We start from the raw sequence: 18,637 nt of genomic DNA on the forward strand, positions 1-18,637 counted from the left end.
ACCTATCTTTGATCGGGTCTAGTTACGACGATGGGACGGCGCAAAAGCTGCGAGCGTTGCCATTTGCGTAATTTCTGACGCTGTTGCCCCCAACGAGCAAATCTGAACAGGCTTGTCCAGCCCTGTTAGAAACGGTCCAAGTACAGTCGAATTGCCTGTGGATTTTAACAACTTAGTCGAAATACTAGCCGAGTGAATGGCAGGCATGACGAGCACATTCGCTGCACCAGATAGTCGAGAAAATGGATAAGTCAAACTATGCATCGGGTCGAGGGCAACGTCGGCGGCAATATCGCCTTCATATTCAAAATCGACCTCGCGCTCGTCGAGCAGTTTCACAGCGGCGCGAACTTTTTCCATCCGTTCACCTTTGGGATTACCAAATGTTGAATAAGACAAGAGCGCCACACGCGGCTCGAACCCAAATTGCCGCGCGAACTCTGCAGTCGTTTCGGCAATATCGGCCAAATCTGTGGCCGTTGGCAGCTCTGTGATATTGGTATCAGCGATAAACAATGTGTGCTGTTTATTGACAACAACTGACACACCCATCGTGCGGTCTTCTTTGGTATGGGACAGCACCATGCGCACATCGCGCAGGGCCACGTCATAGCTGCGGGTGACACCCGTCACCATGCCGTCCGCCAGGCCGTGATGCAGCATCAGCGCGCTAAAGACGTTACGGTCATTGTTGACTAACCGCTGCGCGTCACGGCGCAGGAACCCTTTGCGCTGCAAACGGCCATACAGATATTCAACAAATTCAGCGTTACGATCAAAGAGACGTGCGTTCAAAATGGTCAGGCTCTCTGGGTTTTCAACACCCAGCAATTGCATGTTGTTTTTAATCGGTTCTTCGCGACCAATTAAAATGGCTTTACCCAGACCGCGTTGCTGGAAGGCTTGGGCCGCGCGAATTACGGCTGGCTCTTCGCCCTCGGCAAAAATAATGGTCTTGGGATCTTGGTTGACCGATTCAGAAATGCCTTGCAGGATTGACGCCGTAGGATCTTGACGACGGGCGAGTGACTGCCGGTATTCGTCCATATCTTCAATGGGTTTACGAGCCACGCCTGTATCCATCGCCGCTTGCGCAACATAAGGCGGAATTTCAGAAATCAAGCGCGGATCAAAGGGCGCTGGAATGATATATTCTGGGCCGTATTTCGGGCGTTTTCCGTGATAGGCGGCGGCCACTTCTTCGGGTACATCTTGACGCGCCAAATCAGCCAAAGCGCGCGCACAAGCAAGCTTCATTTCCTCGTTAACATTGCGCGCCCGCACATCCAAAGCGCCGCGGAAGATATAAGGAAAACCGAGCACATTGTTGACTTGATTGGGATAATCCGAGCGACCTGTGGCGATAATGGCGTCATCACGCACCTCTTTAATCTCTTCAGGTGTGATCTCTGGATCGGGGTTTGCCATTGCAAAGATGATAGGATTTTTGTTCATCGACATTATCATGTCTTGCGTCACGATACCCGCAACGGATAGGCCGAGAAACACATCCGCCCCCTTCATCGCTTCGTCCAAAGTGCGAAGCGGTGTATCCACTGCATGCGGCGCTTTCCATTGGTCCATATATTCTTTGCGGCCTTGATACACGACGCCTTTACTATCCAGTACAAGACAGTTTTCGTTCTTCACACCTAGGCTTTTAATAAGTCCCAACACAGACAGACCAGCGGCCCCCGCGCCAGATAAGACGACTTTCATATCTTCAAATTTACGGCCTGTCAGATGGGCCGCATTGATAAGGCCAGCCGTCGCAATAATCGCTGTGCCATGTTGGTCATCGTGAAAAACAGGAATATCCAGAAGCTCACGCAATTCCTGCTCGATAATAAAGCACTCTGGCGAACCAATATCCTCGAGGTTAATGCCGCCAAATGTATTGCCAAAGCGTTTGACACATTCGATGAATTTTTCGGCGTCTTCTTCTTCGACCTCAATATCAAAACTGTCGATATCGGCAAAACGTTTGAACAGGACGGACTTTCCTTCCATCACGGGTTTTGACGCCATAGCCCCTAAATTACCCAAACCAAGAATGGCGGTGCCGTTTGAAATGACAGCGACCATATTCCCTTTGGATGTATAGTCGTAAACTGTGTCTGGATTAGCCGCGATCGCCTCTACGGGCACCGCAACACCCGGTGAATAAGCCAAAGACAAATCCCGCTGCGTCGCCATCGGCTTTGTTGGCAGTAACGCCAATTTACCTGGTGTCGGATGCGAGTGAAAGTCCAGCGCCTGCTGATCTGTGATAAATGTTTTCTTTGGGGGGCGAACTTCTAATTTTGCCACGACAGCCTCCTGTGATTTGCGGCGTGTATAGACCGTTTTGCCCCCGCCTTCATAGCCCTAACATAGCCTGTTCTTATGACTATTGCTGAGTGGACCCGCGACATCTTTGCACTAATTTTAATCGTGGGCCTAGCGCAATGAATAAAAAAAGTGCGTTTTTTCAGGCTTTAGGGTGACTCCACGCTGAAAGCTGTGACGGCAGTCGACTCCTCAAGCCCGTAGACTAGAGATACATCAACGCGGGGGTGCAAGATTTCCCGCATGAGTCGGCCTAACACGCAGGAGAGTGCCATGAAAAAAATCGAAGCTATTATCAAACCCTTCAAACTCGATGAAGTCAAAGAGGCGTTACAAGAAGTCGGCCTTCAAGGCATGACTGTTGTTGAAGCCAAAGGTTTTGGGCGCCAAAAAGGTCATACAGAGCTTTACCGCGGTGCGGAATACGTCGTCGATTTCCTGCCTAAGTTAAAATTGGAATTGGTCGTCGCCGATGACCAAGTCGAAGCCGCGCTTGACGCCATTCAAACAGCCGCGAAAACTGGCAAAATTGGTGACGGTAAAATCTTCGTCTCCAATGTAGAGCAAGCCATTCGTATCCGCACAGGTGAAGCTGGCGACGCCGCGCTTTAATTACGACAATAACAAAAGTACCAAAAGACAATACTAGGGAAAGGTATAACCATGTCAGAAAAAATTATGAAACATATGAAGGACGAGAATATCAAATTCGTCGATCTTCGCTTCACAGACCCAAAGGGTAAATTACAACACGTCACATTCCACGCCGACATGGTTGACGAAGACCTTTTTGCCGATGGCACTATGTTTGACGGCTCCTCTATCGAGGGTTGGAAAGCGATTAACGAATCCGACATGGTATTGATGCCAGACGCATCAACCGCAAAGATGGACCCGTTTTACCAGCAAGACACGCTCGCGATTTTCTGTGACATTCTAGAACCAGACACAGGCGAAGCCTATAACCGCGATCCCAGGACGACGGCCAAGAAAGCGCAAACCTACATGGAAGCGCAAAAAGTCGGTGACCAAGTTTATTTCGGCCCCGAAGCTGAGTTCTTTGTCTTTGATGATGTCCGTTGGGACACAAGTCAGAATAAAACAGGATTTGAGTTCAACTCTCTTGAGGGTCCTTATAATTCTGGCGCCCACGTCGAAGGCGGCAACAAAGGACACCGTCCAGGTCCAAAGGGGGGTTACTTCCCTGTCCCGCCGATTGACCATGAACAAGATATGCGTTCTGAAATGCTCTCTGTTATGGAAGAGCTAGGCCTACGCCCTGAAAAGCATCACCACGAAGTGGCCCCATCACAGCACGAGCTTGGCATGAAATTCGCCCCACTCCTAGAAATGGGCGACAATATGCAGCTTTACAAATACATCGTGCATAATGTCGCCGATGCCTACGGCAAAACAGCGACATTTATGCCAAAGCCTGTCCATAATGACAACGGCTCTGGTATGCATGTTCACATGTCTATCTGGAAAGACGGCAAGCCAACATTCGCGGGCAATGAATATGCAGGTCTGTCAAAGAACTGCCTTTATTACATCGGCGGCGTCATCAAACACGCCAAAGCGCTAAACGCCTTCACTAACCCGTCGACCAATAGCTATAAGCGTCTGGTTCCTGGGTTCGAAGCGCCCGTTATGCTGGCTTATTCTGCGCGTAACCGCTCCGCCTCTGTGCGTATTCCGTGGACAGCGTCCCCGAATGGTAAACGCCTTGAAGTCCGCTTCCCAGACCCAATGGCAAACCCGTATCTGGCTTATTCTGCGCTGCTTATGGCTGGCCTTGACGGGATTAAGAACAAAATTGATCCGGGCGACGCCATGGATAAAGATCTATACGACCTTCCCCCAGCAGAAGCCGCAGCCATTCCGCAAGTCGCAGGTAGCCTTCGCGAAGCGCTTGAAAACCTTGATGGTGACCGTAGCTTCCTGACCTCTGGCGGTGTGTTTGATGATGATCAGATCGATGCCTATATCGAGATGAAGATGGAAGATGTGCACCGCGTCGGCATGCACCCTCACCCTGTCGAGTTCGATCTGTACTACAAAGCCTAGATTAAGGCTCCTATACTCTAAGAAACCGGGGCCACGCGCTCCGGTTTTTTTATGGGGTAATGGAACTTTGCGCGTTCTCTTTCGTTTACTCAGCATAGATAGGAGAAAAACATGTCAAAAATGATTATAAAAAACGTATCCATTGCTGTTGTCACATTAGCAGCGCTTGCAACATCAGCCTGCCATACTGTCGAAGGTGTCGGCAAAGACCTAGAGCGTGCAGGTGACAAAGCTGAAGAAATCACGCGCAACGACTAAGCTATAACCTCTTAATTGTGATGTTATCTCTCTCCCCTTGTGAGCATCATGATGCCGCCCTGTTTCAATAATAGGGCGGTTTTTTTACGCCTCACTCATCCAAGCAAAACCATTGGCGCGCTATCAATCTTGGGTTAGACAATCATATGGACAGCTATCCGCCCCCTCTTTCCCCGATCATGTCAAAAACGCATGACAAAAAAACGCCTTTTGATGTTTGGTGGCCAACGGTCAAGCCTCATTTTCCGAATGTGCCGGACATTATCGCGAAAGACTGGCTTTATGAACATTGGGGTTCGTCGCCTTTTTCGTGGATACAGTCCCGGCGTTATGATTTTGTCATGGAGGAGATGCCAGCGGCCAAATTACCCAACGTGCTGAGTCGTGTGTTTGGCTTTACTGAGGGGGGCGGGCCTATCGCCCATGAAACAGGGCGGTTTCTATGTGGTGACCAGAGCGCACCGCCAACTCGCCCGTGGCGCAATGATGCGGCCTGGTTGGTCAGCTTTATGAAACGGAGCGGCAGTTTTCCGTCCCCGATTATCGTCTTAGACAATAGGGATGCCCATCTGGCGCGTGAGGATTGGACACCTCAGCCAGTAAAGGCCTATCCAAAGGCACTTTTGTTGGCGGAAGGTCATACGCGCCACGTTATTGGGCTGCATTTGTTATCAACAGCCAAGCTAAAAGACAGACTGCCCATATGCCGCCTGATTTTGAAATCCGATAACTAAATACAAAAACGGCCCATCCAATTGGACAGGCCGTTTCGCATTAATGTAGCAGCGTCTAGATCGCGCGATTTGCCCGGCGGTCGCGGCGCATGTTGCGGCGTGCCATAAGGCTAAGGGGCTGTGTTTCGCGGCGTGATTGTGCGCCTTCGAACGCTGGTGTAAACTTACGTGTCTCTAGTGAAACGAATTCTGTGCTATTAAAATTATTAGTCATGATAACTCCTTTGTAAATCTCGAATGGCCCCAGCAAGGGCGTGTCTCTTGAGGCCGCTATTTAGATATTTTTTCAAAATACGGAACCACCAGGCTCGCCGATAGAGCTATGCAAATAAGCATAGCTCGTAAGAAAGGCTTAACTTTTGCCGCTATCCGCTCTAAGCAATGGGGGCCGTATTCGCCCATAGGAGAGACCATGTTTCAGAATTTTTTAGTCCAAGGCGGGCCAGATTTTGGGCAGCGCAATTTGCCTAAATTGCGCGCTGAACTTTCCGCGCGGGGACTAGACGGATTTTTGGTGCCCCATGAAGATGAGTATCAAAATGAATATCTGCCCGATTGCAATGAACGGCTAATGTGGGTCAGCGGCTTCACAGGATCCGCAGGTGCCGCCGTTGTGATGGCGGATAAAGCCGCCGTTTTTGTCGACGGGCGCTACACCATACAACTGGCAGCGCAAGTCGATGCCGATATGTTTGACTATAAACGGTTAGAGGATAACGGCGTTGTCAACTGGCTGCTCGAGACTGTAAGCGCGGGTCAAAAAATCGGCTATGACCCGAAACTCCACGCGACCAGCGCGCTGAACAAACTCCGCAAAGCTGTTGAAAAAGCGGGCGGCGCATTAGTGGCGCAAGACAGCAACCCGATTGACACGGCGTGGGCTGACCGTCCCGCCCCACCCGTCACGCCCGTGGTTATTCAACCCCTAGATTTGGCCGGCGAAGACCACCCATCCAAGCGCACGCGTATTGCGGCTGATATTAAAGACAAGGGCGCAGATGCCGCCGTTATCACGGCGCCTGCGTCTATCGCGTGGCTTTTGAATATTCGTGGCGGCGATGTGCAATGCACGCCCCTGCCCTTGTCTACGGCCATTATCAAATCTGACGGACGGGTCGATCTGTTTATCAATCCCGCAAAGCTGTCAGACCCTGTGAGGGTTCATTTAGGCAATCAAGTCAGCCTATATGAAGAAGACGCGCTGGCCGCAGCTCTGTCTGATATGACGGGTCAAACTGTCCTGGTTGACCCGAATGTCAGTTCCAATTGGTATGTCGCCACATTAGAGTCCGCGGGTGCCAAAGTGCTATCTGCGCAAGACCCCGTCGCCTTGCCCAAGGCGTGTAAGAACAGCGCTGAGATCGCAGGGACGACCGAGGCCCATAAGCGCGACGGTGCAGCGCTAGTGGAATTTCTGTACTGGCTAGATACCACGGCGCAATCAGGCCATGTTGATGAAATAGACGCGGCGACAGAACTTGAGCGCGCGCGCGCAGCCACGGGCGTGTTAAAAGACTTAAGCTTTGAAACCATATCAGGCGCAGGCAGTAACGGCGCCATTGTGCATTACCGCGTGTCAGAAGCGACAACAAAAAAGTTAAGTCCTGGGTCGTTATTCCTTGTTGATAGCGGCGGTCAATATGTTGACGGCACGACGGATGTCACCCGCACTGTGCCGATTGGCACGCCCACAGATGAAATGGCGGAGCGTTTTACCCTTGTCCTGAAAGGCCACATCGCACTTGCGACTGTACGCTTCCCAAAAGGCACAACCGGCAGCAATCTTGACGCGCTGGCCCGTATGGCGCTTTGGGCCAAGGGTCTGGATTATGATCACGGCACAGGTCACGGTGTCGGCGCGTTCCTTGGTGTTCATGAAGGACCGCAACGCATATCAAAAGCCCCCAATTCGGTTGCGTTAAAACCCGGTATGATCGTGTCCAATGAACCCGGTTATTATAAAACCGACGGTTACGGTATCCGTATTGAAAACCTACAATATGTCCACGCGCCCACAGATATAGAGGGTGGAGAGCGACCGATGATGGGTTTCAAGACCCTTACACTCGCCCCGCTGCATAGGGCGCTGATTAAAACGGACATGTTATCCGCCGCTGAACACCGTTATATCGATGACTACCATGCGAGCGTTTGGGACAGCCTGAAAGACCGCGTTGATGGAGATGTTCTGTCTTGGTTAGAGGCTTCATGCCAACCACTGGCGTAAACTTTCGTCCTAACGTGACGCGCGTCACAGAATAAAAACTCTACGTCCCCTATGACCGTATGGCACGGAACATGGGGCGTGAACGTGCAAAACCAAGGGGTCGTGCATGAACACGACCCCTTACTTTTTAGAAATGGGGGCGGGTCTTGCATGAACACGACCCCTTACTGTTTAAAAGACATGGGCGGGTCTTGCATGAACACGACCCCTTACTGTTTAAAAGACATGGGCGGGTCTTGCATGAACACGACCCCTTACTTTTGGGCCTATAGATCGTCAACAACAGCAAGCATCGCATCCAGTGAGGCCGCACCCAATCGCGCGGCGCGCTCTGGTGACCACCCATAATCCTCATCAGGCAGATCAGCATTGTCTTTAAACGGCATTTCAAGGGTCATTGACAGACAATCATAGGCCTTTGCCGTCCAATTGGTACAAAACGTCATATTCCCAGTGCCAGGTTTGGAGAGCGGGTAGCCGTGCATCGTCTGAAAATCTGGCGATATCATCTCATAGGCATTCATAAAGGCGGCCAAATCCCGCGCTTGCTTATCGGTATAGCCCGGTATGCCTTCAGCCCCTGCGATAAAATTATACGGCAGAGCCTCATCCCCATGCACATCCAGCACCATTTTCGGGCGGTCAGCATTCATGGCCTCAGTGACGTAGTAAACCTCTGGCGAACTTTGAATGGTCGCCACACCCCACTCCCGGTTCAAATTAGCCCCAGCCTCATTTGTCCGAAGATTACCGTTCTTCGATCCGTCAGGGTTCATATTAGGCACGATATGAAAGGTCGCTTTCGCGCGCAGCACACGCGACACAGGGTCATCATCATCCAAAAGGCGTGCAAGAAACCCTTCCGCCCACCATTCAGCCATGGTTTCACCGGGATGCTGTCGCGCTGTAATCCAAATTGTCTGCGGCCCTGTCCCGACTATAATACGGTCCAGTGTTTGCCCCTGTACAGTTAACCCCAAAACATCAACAGACACATCGGGATGCGTCCCACATTCGGCGATTAAATCGGCGTGACGTTCCATGCTATAGGGGGCCCAATAGGCATAATATACACTATCGACCTCTGGCGCGTGTTTGATCACAAGTTGATCATCAACATAATCCGTATCCACGCGAAACCAGGTCTCGCGGTCATAGCTGGCGCAGGCTTGGTAATCTTTCCAACCGCCTGTAAAGGCCGCGTCTTTGGCATTTTCAATCACCATGGTCATATCGGTATCGCGTCCGCCAGTGACCCGAAAATAAAACCACTGATAAAAATCAGAGGCATTATCGGGACGTATATTCAAGCGGATATGAGTGGGGTCAGACGCATCAAGCACCTGTATATTGCCGCCATCAAAAGCGGACGTGATTGAAATAGCTGTCATGGGTAAACCCTTATTATTTATAATTATTCAGATTTAAAGTCATCGGGTGAGCTGGCCGCTGCAATAATCGCTGTTGGAATTTCTGGGGCGCTAAGCCCTTTCCAAAACACCCGCCAATCGCCGCTAATCTGCATACCGTCACAGGCGCGCATATACCAATCATTAAACGGGTTTTCCATACGTGACCGCCAGAAAAAATCAGGCACTACCTCTGTTGCCGCGTCCCATAAATCGCGCGCGATACCTTCGCCCCGCGCTTCTTTCGACACCCAAAACTTGGACAAATAAGTCATGCCCGCAAGGCTAGTGAATAGCGCCCCACCGCGGTAATCCACCTCAACCACGCCTGCCATTAACGCTGTGCTCATGAAATCATCACGCAACGGTTTGCCAAAAGCGTCATTAACAGAGGCCCGCAGCTTCGCCTCATTTAACGCATTTAGGCTTTTGACTCGTTTTATCTTCACAGAACGCCGCAATAATGTGCCAGAGCCTTTGGTCGTAAACAATTCAGCCAGAAGGTTCAACGGCGAGGCAATAACGTAAACCCGCTTATTGGTTTTATCAGCATCCAAGGTTTGCACATGCTTTAAGAATAGGCGCTGCCCAACTGTCAATTCCTGCGCTTTTAATGTCTGCTCAATCGCATCTATATTCAGAACCGCGATACGTTCACCGTTGCGGGTCAGCCCACCAGAGGGCTGTAAAAATATCGTTTTGGCCGGGTCAAGCTCGCTGACCAAAGTTTGCAAATTAAATTTGGCGTTGGCGTCAGACATTTCCAGTACGGGCATCCGGTTCGCGCGACATAATTTGCGCAATTCATCGACCAGCCCGTAACTCGCCGTATTGCGTTTGGCCGCTTTTACACCTACCCCGCCAAGTGCTTTGGTCAGGCGCTGGCTCTGAAATTTCACACTCGTATGATCATCATCCAGTGCCCCAACAAGCAGAACAGGCGTTAAACGCAAGTCCGCCAATATGCGTAGATTACTGACGAGCGCCTCTAGCAATGGGTTTTTAAGGCAACGCGGATCAAGCACAATCAGCGCAAAGCGTTCAGGGTCTTGGCTGGCAAAAACTTCCGCGTAAAATTGGGCCTCCGCCGTGGCCCCGACGGCAGACAGGCTTTGGATAACCGTATTGCGCACACCATTGGGCATTAGTCGGACCTTGAGAGAAAATCACCAGATAAGGCGCGTGCATAGACGACTTGGGCGGTATCAAGCTGGGTTTGGGTCACAAATTCATTAGGTTTATGCGCTTGGTCGACATCACCCGGTCCGTACACAACCGCGTTCACGCCTGCATCAGATAGCATTGCGGCTTCGGTCCAATAGGGTAAATCGAGCGGTTCAAAATCGCCAAAATAGGGCGCGAAGGCAGACAGGTCTTTGGTCGCAAAAGACGGAAAGGCCACAATGGTATCAAGCGGATGATCAGGATATAGCCCTGACGCTATGGCGCGAATATCGCTTTCCCGAGCGGCAACATTATCGCCGGGCGGTGGACGCAAGGAGAATTTTAGCGTCGCCGTTGTCGGAATAACATTATAGGCGCCGTCGCAATCAATATCGCCGATATTTGTCGCAAGGCCCTTATAAGGTGGCTCGCCAAAATCACGGTTTGCATCACCATATCCCCCAATGGCCGCCGCCAAACGTGCGGCTTGCAATAAAGGAGCAGCCGTTTGATCTGAGAGCGATGAATGACCGCCCGGCCCTGTAAATGTCGTAGATAGGGCCAACATACCGCGGTGACGACGACCCACACGACATCCTGTGGGTTCACAGACAATCGCCGTAGAGATTGCGGCACCGTCACCACTTAGGATAAAGGCCGGCATAACCTCACTGCCATGTTCCTCGTCACCGCTAAATAATATCGCCACGTCTTTGGGTGTCACTGTACCAAGAGCGGCATAAATGGCGGCGGCAGCCCCTTTGATATCTGACGCACCCAAACCAATAAGTTTGTCACCCAATTGACGTAAAGCGAGCGGGTCAGCGTCCCACCCCTTCCCGCTGGGTACAGTATCAAGATGTACATTCAGCAAAATGCGCGGCGTGCCCCAGCTTGCGAAAACATAGGCGCTGTCAGATTTCCCGCGTAAGCGCGGCACAGACCGCAAAACAAGCGTATCTGGCTGAAACATGTTTAGTGCGTCATGCATGTATTGCGCGAGCGCAACTTCATCGCCTGTACCGTTGCGGCTGTCAAAAGCCACCAAATCCGCAAGCCATGCGGCGGATGAGCGAACTTTGCCTTGATTCTGTGAAATCTTTATCATGATGCGACTATACGCTAAAACACGCCCGCGTGAACCATAGCAATGTCCACAATCCACTTTGTTGCAAAAAATTAAAGTTGCAAAATCTGGCATTTTTTGCATAGTTAACGCATCGTTAATTTAGGGAGGGCGAACAATGGCAAAAGCTGCCGATTATATTGAAGACGTAAAACGCTATGACAGCGGTGCCGACGAAGCCGTCGTGCAGAAAATCTGTAATTATTTGGGCATTGCGCTCGCTAACCGCGACAGCTCCCTTGTATCCTGCTCGGACGAAACTGAACGTAACCGCGTGCGCGACGGTTACGCCGCTAAAAAACTCGGCATGGGCACATCTGATGCCGAAGCCGCTATTGCTGCTGTTTGTGAAACCATGAAGGGCGATCGCAACAAGCAGCGCGTGACGTTCTATTACCTAATGGCGCATAACGCTGGCAAGCTGGGCGACCTCTAGCCACTTATGCTTCTAGGGCAATAAACTAATCGTAACTTAAAACCGCGTCCCGGAAACGGCGGCGCGGTTTTTTTATGGCCTATTGTAAACGTTCTCCGCATTGCTTATATATTTTGTGTCGGCTTGACCGACTATGACGATAAACGCGCATATAATAAGCGGACTGGACCCGGGGGCGGTACCCGGCGGCTCCACCATAAGGGCTCATATAGTGATATGAGAGCCTTTTTGATGGGGCCGAAATAGGATCGACAGACGTGTAAAAATGTAAGCTTTCGTCCGGGTTGGCATCGTTAAATGCCAAATCATAGTAATTGCAAATGACAATTCCTCTGAAGAGTTTGCACTAGCCGCGTAAGCAGCTAGTCGAATTCGACTTTTAACTCCTAGCCCTTCAGACGGCTAGGCGGGCTTCGGTGGGTAGCTGGCAACAGAAACCCACCACTTCATCGAAAACACCGCTAGAGCGAAGCGAAGGCGGTAGGTTTTTTCGATGCGGAAAAATGACACACCAAAATTTGCGGTCTGGATAGACAACATCAGGGGGCGATTCAAACTCGTCCTTCATGTTAGATGAAAGTTGTTCTCGCGTAAGTCCACTCAATTGGGCAAAATATGAAGAACCCGCTGAAAGCGGGCCAGCTACAACCATCATACCGTCACACCGCAAGCGATGCTCGCGTCTTAAAGCAACCCTTTAAATCAAGTGCTCTCGCTCTACGCCTTCGGTTCAATCGGCAATAATTTCAGCCCCAATTCCCGCAATTGCGCGCCGTCCACTTCGGCAGGAGCGTTCATCATAAGGTCTTGGGCTTGGCCGTTCATCGGGAACAGAATGACATCGCGAATTGTGTCTGTACCCGCCAGCAACATGACAATACGGTCAACGCCGGGGGCAATCCCGCCGTGGGGCGGCGCGCCGTATTTAAAGGCATTGATCATGCCGGCAAATTTGTCTTCAACGACTTCGGGGCCGTAGCCTGCCATATCAAACGCCTTATACATAATATCAGCTTTGTGGTTTCTGATCGCGCCCGATGAAAGCTCTACGCCGTTACAGACGATGTCATATTGATAGGCGAGGATATCGAGGATTTTCTCATTCGTATCTGCCGCCTCGAGCGCTTCCATACCACCTTGAGGCATAGAGAACGGGTTATGAGAGAAGTCAATTTTCTTGTTATCCTCGTCCCATTCAAACATGGGATAATCGACAATCCACGCAAATTTAAACACGCCCTCAGGGATGAGGTCTAAGTCTTTACCAACTTTGTTACGTGCCGCCCCCGCGAGTTTATAGGCGTCAGACGCTTTACCAGCAGAGAAGAAAATCCCGTCGCCCGCGCCAAGGCCCATTTTATCAAGAAGCTTTGCCAGATGCTCAGGCTTAAAGTTTTTCAAAACAGGATCTTGACTATCAACACCACCACTATCTGCGTCTTTAAGGCGAGCATAGCCGAGGCCCGGGGCTTGCATTTCTTTCTTGGCCCATTTGTCCATATTATCAAAAAACTTGCGCGATTGGTTCGCGGCCGCTTGCGGCGCAGGAATAGCAATAACTTTGCCGCCACCTTTGGTGATTTTGGCAAAGATGCCAAAGCCCGTGAGGGCTTCATCGGTGAAAAACTCTGACACATCGGTCAACTCAAATGGGATGCGCAGGTCAGGCTTATCATTGCCGTAGCGTTCCATGCTTTCCTTATAAGGAATACGCGGGAACGGGGTTTGAACTTCGCGGCCATCGGCAAATTCTTCAAAAACGCCCGCCATAACAGGTTCAATCGCTTGAAAGACATCTTCTTGGGTGACAAAGCTCATTTCCACGTCAAGCTGGTAAAACTCGCCGGGGCTACGGTCTGCGCGCGCATCCTCGTCGCGGAAACAGGGCGCGATTTGGAAATAACGGTCAAAGCCCGCAACCATGATCAATTGCTTAAATTGCTGTGGGGCTTGCGGTAAGGCGTAAAACTTACCAGGGTTTAGCCGTGACGGCACAAGGAAGTCACGCGCGCCTTCGGGCGAGCTGGCTGTTAGGATTGGCGTTTGAAATTCGGTAAAGCCCTGGTCAATCATACGGCGGCGGAGTGAGTTAATCACCTGCCCGCGCATGAGGATATTTTTGTGCAAGGTTTCACGGCGCAAATCCAGATAGCGGTGCGTCAAGCGGATATCTTCGGGATATTCCTGTTCGCCAAAGACAGGGAGTGGCAGAGGTGCTGCGGCGCTCTCGATAGTCATTTCATCAGCCCGAAGCTCAACGTCCCCCGTAGGGATTTCAGCGTTCACGGCCTCTGCGTCGCGGGCCAGAAGTTCGCCCGTCACAGTGATAACAGATTCAGATGGGCAACGCTTGGCGGCTTCGTAAAATTCTGCCGTGGGATAGACCACAACTTGGGTGATGCCGTAATGGTCACGCAGATCAATAAACAGCGCATTGGCATGTTCACGTTTGCGGTGTACCCAGCCAGATAATTTTACAGTTTCACCGACGTGGTCAGCGCGAAGTTCGCCACATGTATGGCTGCGATAAGCGTGCATGATATCTCTACCTTTTTAGGCCCCTAAACAGGGTGGTCATAATATAAGGCGGGCTTAATCTCTCGGACGTTTAAGTCAAGGCCTGCGCCGCATTTTGCGCGCGCTTACGCCCCGTCAATCAGCGCGAGCCATTCGTCCTCAGTGAGGGTCTGTACGCCCAAATCCGCCGCCTTTTTTAGCTTATTCCCAGCCCCCGGCCCTGCGACCAGAATATCGGTCTTGGCAGAGACAGAACCGGAGACCTTGGCACCGAGTGATTTGGCTTTATTTTGAGCTTCTGTTCTGTTGAACTTTTCTAGCTTTCCAGTAAACACAACAGTCTTACCGATAACGGGAGAGCTTTGGTCTACATCTATGTAAGCCCTGTTTTGTACCGTTTTCACACCTGCATCCAAAATATTTTGGACAAGCTTTTTATTGCGCTCTGATGAACAATACTGAATGAGCGACAATCCGATACTTGGTCCTATTGAAGGAATTGGGACAATTCTTCTGCAAATCGTATCAGAATTACGCAAAGTATTTTCAGTTTCACGAGAAAGGATATGCCAGTCGGACAAAAAGCTATTTGTTTTTAAGTCGAGCTCTCTTTTCCAAAAACTCTCCAACTGAGCAAAAGCAATCTCAACTTCGTTTAGAACAGCAGACCAATCGCCAAAGTAACCCATAAAACGTTCAAACTTATCAGGGTATTTTTCTGAATTCTTAAAGCGTTTTGTAAAAACGGTTTCTACCGTTTCAATGGCTTTCGACCCTGTGAAATTCGATGATTGTTGTGCAAAATTTCGCATTCCAAGGCGTATTAATTGCCCGCCTATACCTTTAATATCTTGTACCTCTGGCCATATCGATAATTCGAGTGCATTAACAGTCGTATATGCCGTTAGGGCATCGAAAAACTCTTCAAATTGCTTAAGACTGTACTGACCCAATCGATTTTGATGCTTAAACCATAGCATTTGCAATTCCATGGCAACACTATCTACAGCTGATAATAATTCATCCCAATTCTTGTATTTTTCAGCAACGGTTTCGGCAACAGTTATACCAATATTGGGAATACCTAGAGCAAAAATAAACCTATCGAATGGAATTTCACGGCGTTCATTTATGGACGCGAACAGATTATTTATGCTTGTTTCCCCCCAACCATCTTTGCTGCTTAACAAATCGCCATAATTGTTATTTTCAAGCTTAAATAAATCAGCGGGCTCAGAGATTATTTTTAAATCTAGGAATTGTTCAAGTTGCTTCTCTCCCAAACCTTCAATGTTAAAAGCCTTTCTCGCAACAAAGTGTTTCAAGCCCTCAATACGTTGTTTAGGGCAACCTAAATTGTTCTGGCAACGGCGTTTTGCTTCTAACTGTCCCGTATTGGAGTCAACACCACGAATAGCTTCAGACCCGCATACCGGGCAAGTGTGAGGAAACTTAAATGGCTCCCCCATCATGTCCTCAACAACCTTTATAACCTGTGGGATTACGTCACCAGCGCGTTGGATTTGGACCTTATCCCCTTCTTTTACGCCTAACCTTTCTATTTCGTCTTCATTATGGAGCGTGGCATTTGAAACTAAAACACCCCCAACTGTGATAGGAATAAGTCGCGCGACGGGCGTCAAAGACCCTGTTCGACCGACTTGAATTTCAATTTTCTCTACGACAGTAATTGCTTTTTCCGCTGGGAATTTATGGGCTATTGCCCAACGGGGGGCGCGACTTGTAGGTTTCAACGCATCAGCACCTTGCAGCGCCAAATCGTCAACTTTGTAAACCACCCCGTCAATATCATAACCAAGGGCAGCGCGTTTTTCCTCTATGTCGTGATAATGGGTTATCATCTGGTCGGGCGTATCGTGGCGGCGCATTTCGGGATTGGTATCAAACCCCCAGGCTTTAAATTTCGCCACGGCTTCCATCTGCGTGGCTGCGAAAGCTTCGCTGACCTCCCCCCATGTATAGGCGAAAAACTTAAGCGGGCGGCTACGCGTGACCTCAGGGTCAATCTGGCGCAAGCTCCCTGCCGCCGCGTTACGCGGATTTTTATAGGGCTCTTTGCCCGCCGCGACTTGGGCGACGTTCATTGTGTCAAAATCTGCATGGTCGATATAAACTTCGCCGCGCACTTCCAAAATATCGGGCCAGCCCTGCCCTGACAGCGTCTTAGGGATATTATCGACAGTGCGTAGATTGGCGGTCACGTCCTCGCCGACTTTGCCGTCCCCCCGCGTCGCTCCGCTCACTAGCACGCCATTCTCATAGCGAAGCGCGGCTGACAGGCCGTCAATTTTGGGCTCTGCGGTAAAAGCGAGCGGGGCGTCATCGGGATGGTTGAGAAACTTTCGCACCCGGATGACGAAATCCGTGACGTCGGCGTCTGTGAAAGCATTATCCAGCGATAACATCGCCACAGAATGTGTGATTTTACCAAATTTGCCAGAGGGTTTCGCGCCCAGTGTATTTGACGGGCTATCTTTGCGGATAAGGTGCGGAAAGGCGGCCTCAATCGCTGTGTTCTCTGCCCGCAACGCATCATATTGCGCGTCAGTAATTAGCGGCGCATCATCATTATAATAAGCCGCATCTGCGATCTTCATCTCTTGCGCAATAGCTTTTAGCCGTGCTTTCGCTTGCGTTTCGGACATGTCATTCACGTCTACCATTTACGACGCCATGAGTTGTCGTGCCGCCGCGCGGGCCTCAGATGTCACGGTTTCACCCGCGAGCATCCGCGCAATCTCTTCTTCGCGGGCATCATCTGATACGCGGTGAACATGGGTGGTTGTCGTAGAGCCCGTGGAGGATTTCTCAATACGGAATTGATGGGCCGCACAGGCGGCCACTTGCGGGCTGTGGGTGACAACAAAAACTTGGGCCAGATCTGATAATCGCGCGAGACGTTTGCCGACGGCGGCGGCCACGGCTCCGCCGACCCCTTGGTCCACTTCGTCAAAGACCAAAACCGCATCATTGCGCCCCGCCAAGGCCACTTTAATTGCGAGCGCAAAGCGCGCCATTTCTCCGCCAGAAGCAATTTTATCCAGCGGCCCCATCGCCGTGCCAGGGTTGGTCGCGACGTGAAACCGCACGCGGTCCGTACCCATAGCGCTTGGCGGGGTATCAGTCATATCCACAGTGAATAACGCCCGTTCCATTTTTAAGGGCGGCAATTCGGTCAACACGGATTTCTCTAATAGTTTCGAGGCTTTAGCGCGAGATGTTGATAGTTTTTTTGCTGCCATTTGATATTCGCTATTCGCTGTCGCCACGGCTTTTTCAGCCGCTTTTAACACCGCATCAACATTATCAATGTCGTCTAAATCAGACGCAAAAGCTGTGCGTTTACTGGCCAGTTCCGTAATGTCTACGCCGTATTTTCGCGCTGCCGCGCGCAAGGCAAAGAGGCGTTCTTCAACGATATCAAGCTGCCCCGGTTCAATATCAAATTCCATCGCCGCATTGGACACGGCGTTACGCGCCTCTTCAGTCTCTAGCATTGCGCGCTCTAGCGCCTCTATCGCTGTATCAAGTTTGGCAGCCCCCGTTGACCCCTCACCTATTTTCGATTTCACGCGCTCTATCCCGTTAAGCGCTGCCGACAGTCGGTTCTCAAACTCGCCGTCTTCACCCAGCGCGTCTTGCGCCGCCGTTAGCTCTGTCAAAGCCCCCTCCGCGCCTTGTAAAAAACTGCGTTCTGCGGCCAAGCTTATCTCTTCGCCCGGCATGGGGTTAAGGCGGTCAAGTTCGCCAATCGCGTGGGTCAAAAACTCTCTGTCTTCGACCGCCTTATCGCGCTTGGCTTTCAAGCTTTCAAAATAGGTGACCGCCTCTTGGCGCGCTTTATAGCTCTGCGCAACGTCAGCTAATAACCCGTCGTGATCGGCGAAATCATCAAGCATGTGAATATGATTGCTCGCATCCAGAAGCCCGCGCCCGTCATGTTGGCCGTGCACCTCTAGTAGTAATCCGCCGATATCAGAGAGCAAGCGCACACCCACAGGGGTATCATTAATATAGGCCTTCGACCGTCCGTCCGCACTGACCCGGCGGCGTAAGGTTAGGCCTTCGTTACGGTCCATGTCCAAATCCGCGTCTTCTAATACCGCCCAAGCGGGGTGCAGCGGCGAGACATCAAAGACGGCTGTGCATTGCGCGTGATCAAAGCCCGCGCGCACCAGCCCCTTATCAGAGCGCGCGCCCGTCGCCATACCGAGCGAGTCGAGGATAATAGATTTACCCGCGCCCGTTTCACCCGTCAGCGCGGTTAAGCCAGCCGCAAGGTCGAGGTCAAGCGCCTCAATTAATACAACATTGCGTATAGACAGAGCGGACAGCATAGCTGTGTTTACC

General features: G+C 50.9%; 14 protein-coding genes and 1 other RNA gene. 7 read left to right on the forward strand and 8 right to left on the reverse strand.

Annotation, left to right across the window (positions count from 1 at the left end; genetic code table 11):
• Positions 1 to 18: 18 nt before the first annotated feature.
• The gene (locus tag AB6B37_RS08975; RefSeq protein ID WP_371395428.1) at positions 19 to 2,310 is read right to left on the reverse strand and encodes an NADP-dependent malic enzyme; all 2,292 of its coding nucleotides are present in this window, start codon (positions 2,308 to 2,310) and stop codon (positions 19 to 21) included.
• 291 nt (positions 2,311 to 2,601) lie between these two features.
• On the opposite strand from AB6B37_RS08975, the gene AB6B37_RS08980 reads away from it, so the two are divergent.
• The 4 genes from AB6B37_RS08980 to AB6B37_RS08995 all read left to right on the forward strand — a co-directional run bounded on the left by AB6B37_RS08980 (position 2,602) and on the right by AB6B37_RS08995 (position 5,387).
• Complete coding sequence (locus AB6B37_RS08980; RefSeq protein ID WP_371395429.1) at positions 2,602 to 2,940, forward strand: P-II family nitrogen regulator; 339 nt, start codon at positions 2,602 to 2,604, stop codon at positions 2,938 to 2,940.
• A 51-nt stretch (positions 2,941 to 2,991) separates the two neighbouring features.
• Complete coding sequence (gene glnA, locus AB6B37_RS08985; protein ID WP_371395430.1) at positions 2,992 to 4,395, forward strand: type I glutamate--ammonia ligase; 1,404 nt, start codon at positions 2,992 to 2,994, stop codon at positions 4,393 to 4,395.
• Between the two features lie 111 nt (positions 4,396 to 4,506).
• The gene (locus AB6B37_RS08990) at positions 4,507 to 4,653 is read left to right on the forward strand and encodes an entericidin A/B family lipoprotein (protein WP_371395431.1); all 147 of its coding nucleotides are present in this window, start codon (positions 4,507 to 4,509) and stop codon (positions 4,651 to 4,653) included.
• 146 nt (positions 4,654 to 4,799) lie between these two features.
• Complete coding sequence (locus AB6B37_RS08995; RefSeq protein WP_371395432.1) at positions 4,800 to 5,387, forward strand: hypothetical protein; 588 nt, start codon at positions 4,800 to 4,802, stop codon at positions 5,385 to 5,387.
• Positions 5,388 to 5,442: 55 nt separating this feature from the next.
• On the opposite strand, the gene AB6B37_RS09000 is transcribed toward AB6B37_RS08995, so the two are convergent.
• On the reverse strand, positions 5,443 to 5,601 hold the full coding sequence (locus tag AB6B37_RS09000; RefSeq protein ID WP_371395434.1) for a hypothetical protein: 159 nt from the start codon (positions 5,599 to 5,601) through the stop codon (positions 5,443 to 5,445).
• 198 nt (positions 5,602 to 5,799) lie between these two features.
• Here AB6B37_RS09000 and AB6B37_RS09005 point away from each other — a divergent pair, with 198 nt between their 5' ends.
• The gene (locus AB6B37_RS09005; protein ID WP_371395435.1) at positions 5,800 to 7,614 is read left to right on the forward strand and encodes an aminopeptidase P family protein; all 1,815 of its coding nucleotides are present in this window, start codon (positions 5,800 to 5,802) and stop codon (positions 7,612 to 7,614) included.
• A 266-nt stretch (positions 7,615 to 7,880) separates the two neighbouring features.
• Here the strand turns inward: AB6B37_RS09005 and AB6B37_RS09010 are convergent, their stop codons facing one another.
• The 3 genes from AB6B37_RS09010 to AB6B37_RS09020 are packed head-to-tail and all read right to left on the reverse strand — an operon-like array spanning position 7,881 to position 11,295.
• Entirely contained in the window at positions 7,881 to 9,005 is a 1,125-nt protein-coding gene (locus tag AB6B37_RS09010; protein ID WP_371395436.1) for a M14-type cytosolic carboxypeptidase, read from the reverse strand.
• A gap of 23 nt (positions 9,006 to 9,028) precedes the next feature.
• Positions 9,029 to 10,168: a hypothetical protein gene (locus AB6B37_RS09015; protein ID WP_371395437.1), complete on the reverse strand. Its 1,140-nt coding sequence runs from the start codon at positions 10,166 to 10,168 to the stop codon at positions 9,029 to 9,031.
• The gene (locus tag AB6B37_RS09020; protein WP_371395439.1) at positions 10,168 to 11,295 is read right to left on the reverse strand and encodes a M20/M25/M40 family metallo-hydrolase; all 1,128 of its coding nucleotides are present in this window, start codon (positions 11,293 to 11,295) and stop codon (positions 10,168 to 10,170) included. The genes AB6B37_RS09015 and AB6B37_RS09020 overlap by 1 nt, the downstream gene beginning before the upstream one ends.
• A gap of 136 nt (positions 11,296 to 11,431) precedes the next feature.
• On the opposite strand from AB6B37_RS09020, the gene AB6B37_RS09025 reads away from it, so the two are divergent.
• Positions 11,432 to 11,749 (forward strand): DUF2853 family protein, encoded by a 318-nt coding sequence (locus AB6B37_RS09025; protein ID WP_371395440.1) that lies wholly within the window; start codon positions 11,432 to 11,434, stop codon positions 11,747 to 11,749.
• Between the two features lie 78 nt (positions 11,750 to 11,827).
• Positions 11,828 to 12,195: a transfer-messenger RNA gene (ssrA, locus tag AB6B37_RS09030) on the forward strand.
• Between the two features lie 271 nt (positions 12,196 to 12,466).
• Here the strand turns inward: ssrA and aspS are convergent.
• From aspS to recN, 3 genes are all read right to left on the reverse strand, one after another.
• On the reverse strand, positions 12,467 to 14,287 hold the full coding sequence (gene aspS, locus AB6B37_RS09035; protein WP_371395441.1) for an aspartate--tRNA ligase: 1,821 nt from the start codon (positions 14,285 to 14,287) through the stop codon (positions 12,467 to 12,469).
• Positions 14,288 to 14,391: 104 nt separating this feature from the next.
• On the reverse strand, positions 14,392 to 16,950 hold the full coding sequence (gene ligA / locus AB6B37_RS09040) for an NAD-dependent DNA ligase LigA (protein WP_371395443.1): 2,559 nt from the start codon (positions 16,948 to 16,950) through the stop codon (positions 14,392 to 14,394).
• Positions 16,951 to 18,624 (reverse strand): DNA repair protein RecN, encoded by a 1,674-nt coding sequence (recN, locus tag AB6B37_RS09045; protein ID WP_371395445.1) that lies wholly within the window; start codon positions 18,622 to 18,624, stop codon positions 16,951 to 16,953.
• Positions 18,625 to 18,637 lie beyond the last annotated feature (13 nt).

The organism is Fretibacter rubidus (genome assembly GCF_041429785.1).
In the GTDB taxonomy this organism is placed as follows: Bacteria; Pseudomonadota; Alphaproteobacteria; order Caulobacterales; family Maricaulaceae; genus Fretibacter; species Fretibacter rubidus.

What these genes read in the sequence shown, in the direction of transcription:
- AB6B37_RS08995 (WP_371395432.1), top strand. Translation starts at nt 4,800, where the DNA reads ATGGACAGCTATCCGCCCCCTCTTTCCCCGATCATGTCAAAAACGCAT.
- recN (WP_371395445.1), bottom strand. Translation starts at nt 18,624, where the DNA reads ATGCTGTCCGCTCTGTCTATACGCAATGTTGTATTAATTGAGGCGCTT.
- AB6B37_RS09005 (WP_371395435.1), top strand. Translation starts at nt 5,800, where the DNA reads ATGTTTCAGAATTTTTTAGTCCAAGGCGGGCCAGATTTTGGGCAGCGC.
- AB6B37_RS08980 (WP_371395429.1), top strand. Translation starts at nt 2,602, where the DNA reads ATGAAAAAAATCGAAGCTATTATCAAACCCTTCAAACTCGATGAAGTC.
- AB6B37_RS09010 (WP_371395436.1), bottom strand. Translation starts at nt 9,005, where the DNA reads ATGACAGCTATTTCAATCACGTCCGCTTTTGATGGCGGCAATATACAG.
- AB6B37_RS08990 (WP_371395431.1), top strand. Translation starts at nt 4,507, where the DNA reads ATGTCAAAAATGATTATAAAAAACGTATCCATTGCTGTTGTCACATTA.
- ligA (WP_371395443.1), bottom strand. Translation starts at nt 16,950, where the DNA reads ATGGTAGACGTGAATGACATGTCCGAAACGCAAGCGAAAGCACGGCTA.
- glnA (WP_371395430.1), top strand. Translation starts at nt 2,992, where the DNA reads ATGTCAGAAAAAATTATGAAACATATGAAGGACGAGAATATCAAATTC.
- AB6B37_RS09000 (WP_371395434.1), bottom strand. Translation starts at nt 5,601, where the DNA reads ATGACTAATAATTTTAATAGCACAGAATTCGTTTCACTAGAGACACGT.
- AB6B37_RS09025 (WP_371395440.1), top strand. Translation starts at nt 11,432, where the DNA reads ATGGCAAAAGCTGCCGATTATATTGAAGACGTAAAACGCTATGACAGC.
- AB6B37_RS09020 (WP_371395439.1), bottom strand. Translation starts at nt 11,295, where the DNA reads ATGATAAAGATTTCACAGAATCAAGGCAAAGTTCGCTCATCCGCCGCA.
- AB6B37_RS09015 (WP_371395437.1), bottom strand. Translation starts at nt 10,168, where the DNA reads ATGCCCAATGGTGTGCGCAATACGGTTATCCAAAGCCTGTCTGCCGTC.
- aspS (WP_371395441.1), bottom strand. Translation starts at nt 14,287, where the DNA reads ATGCACGCTTATCGCAGCCATACATGTGGCGAACTTCGCGCTGACCAC.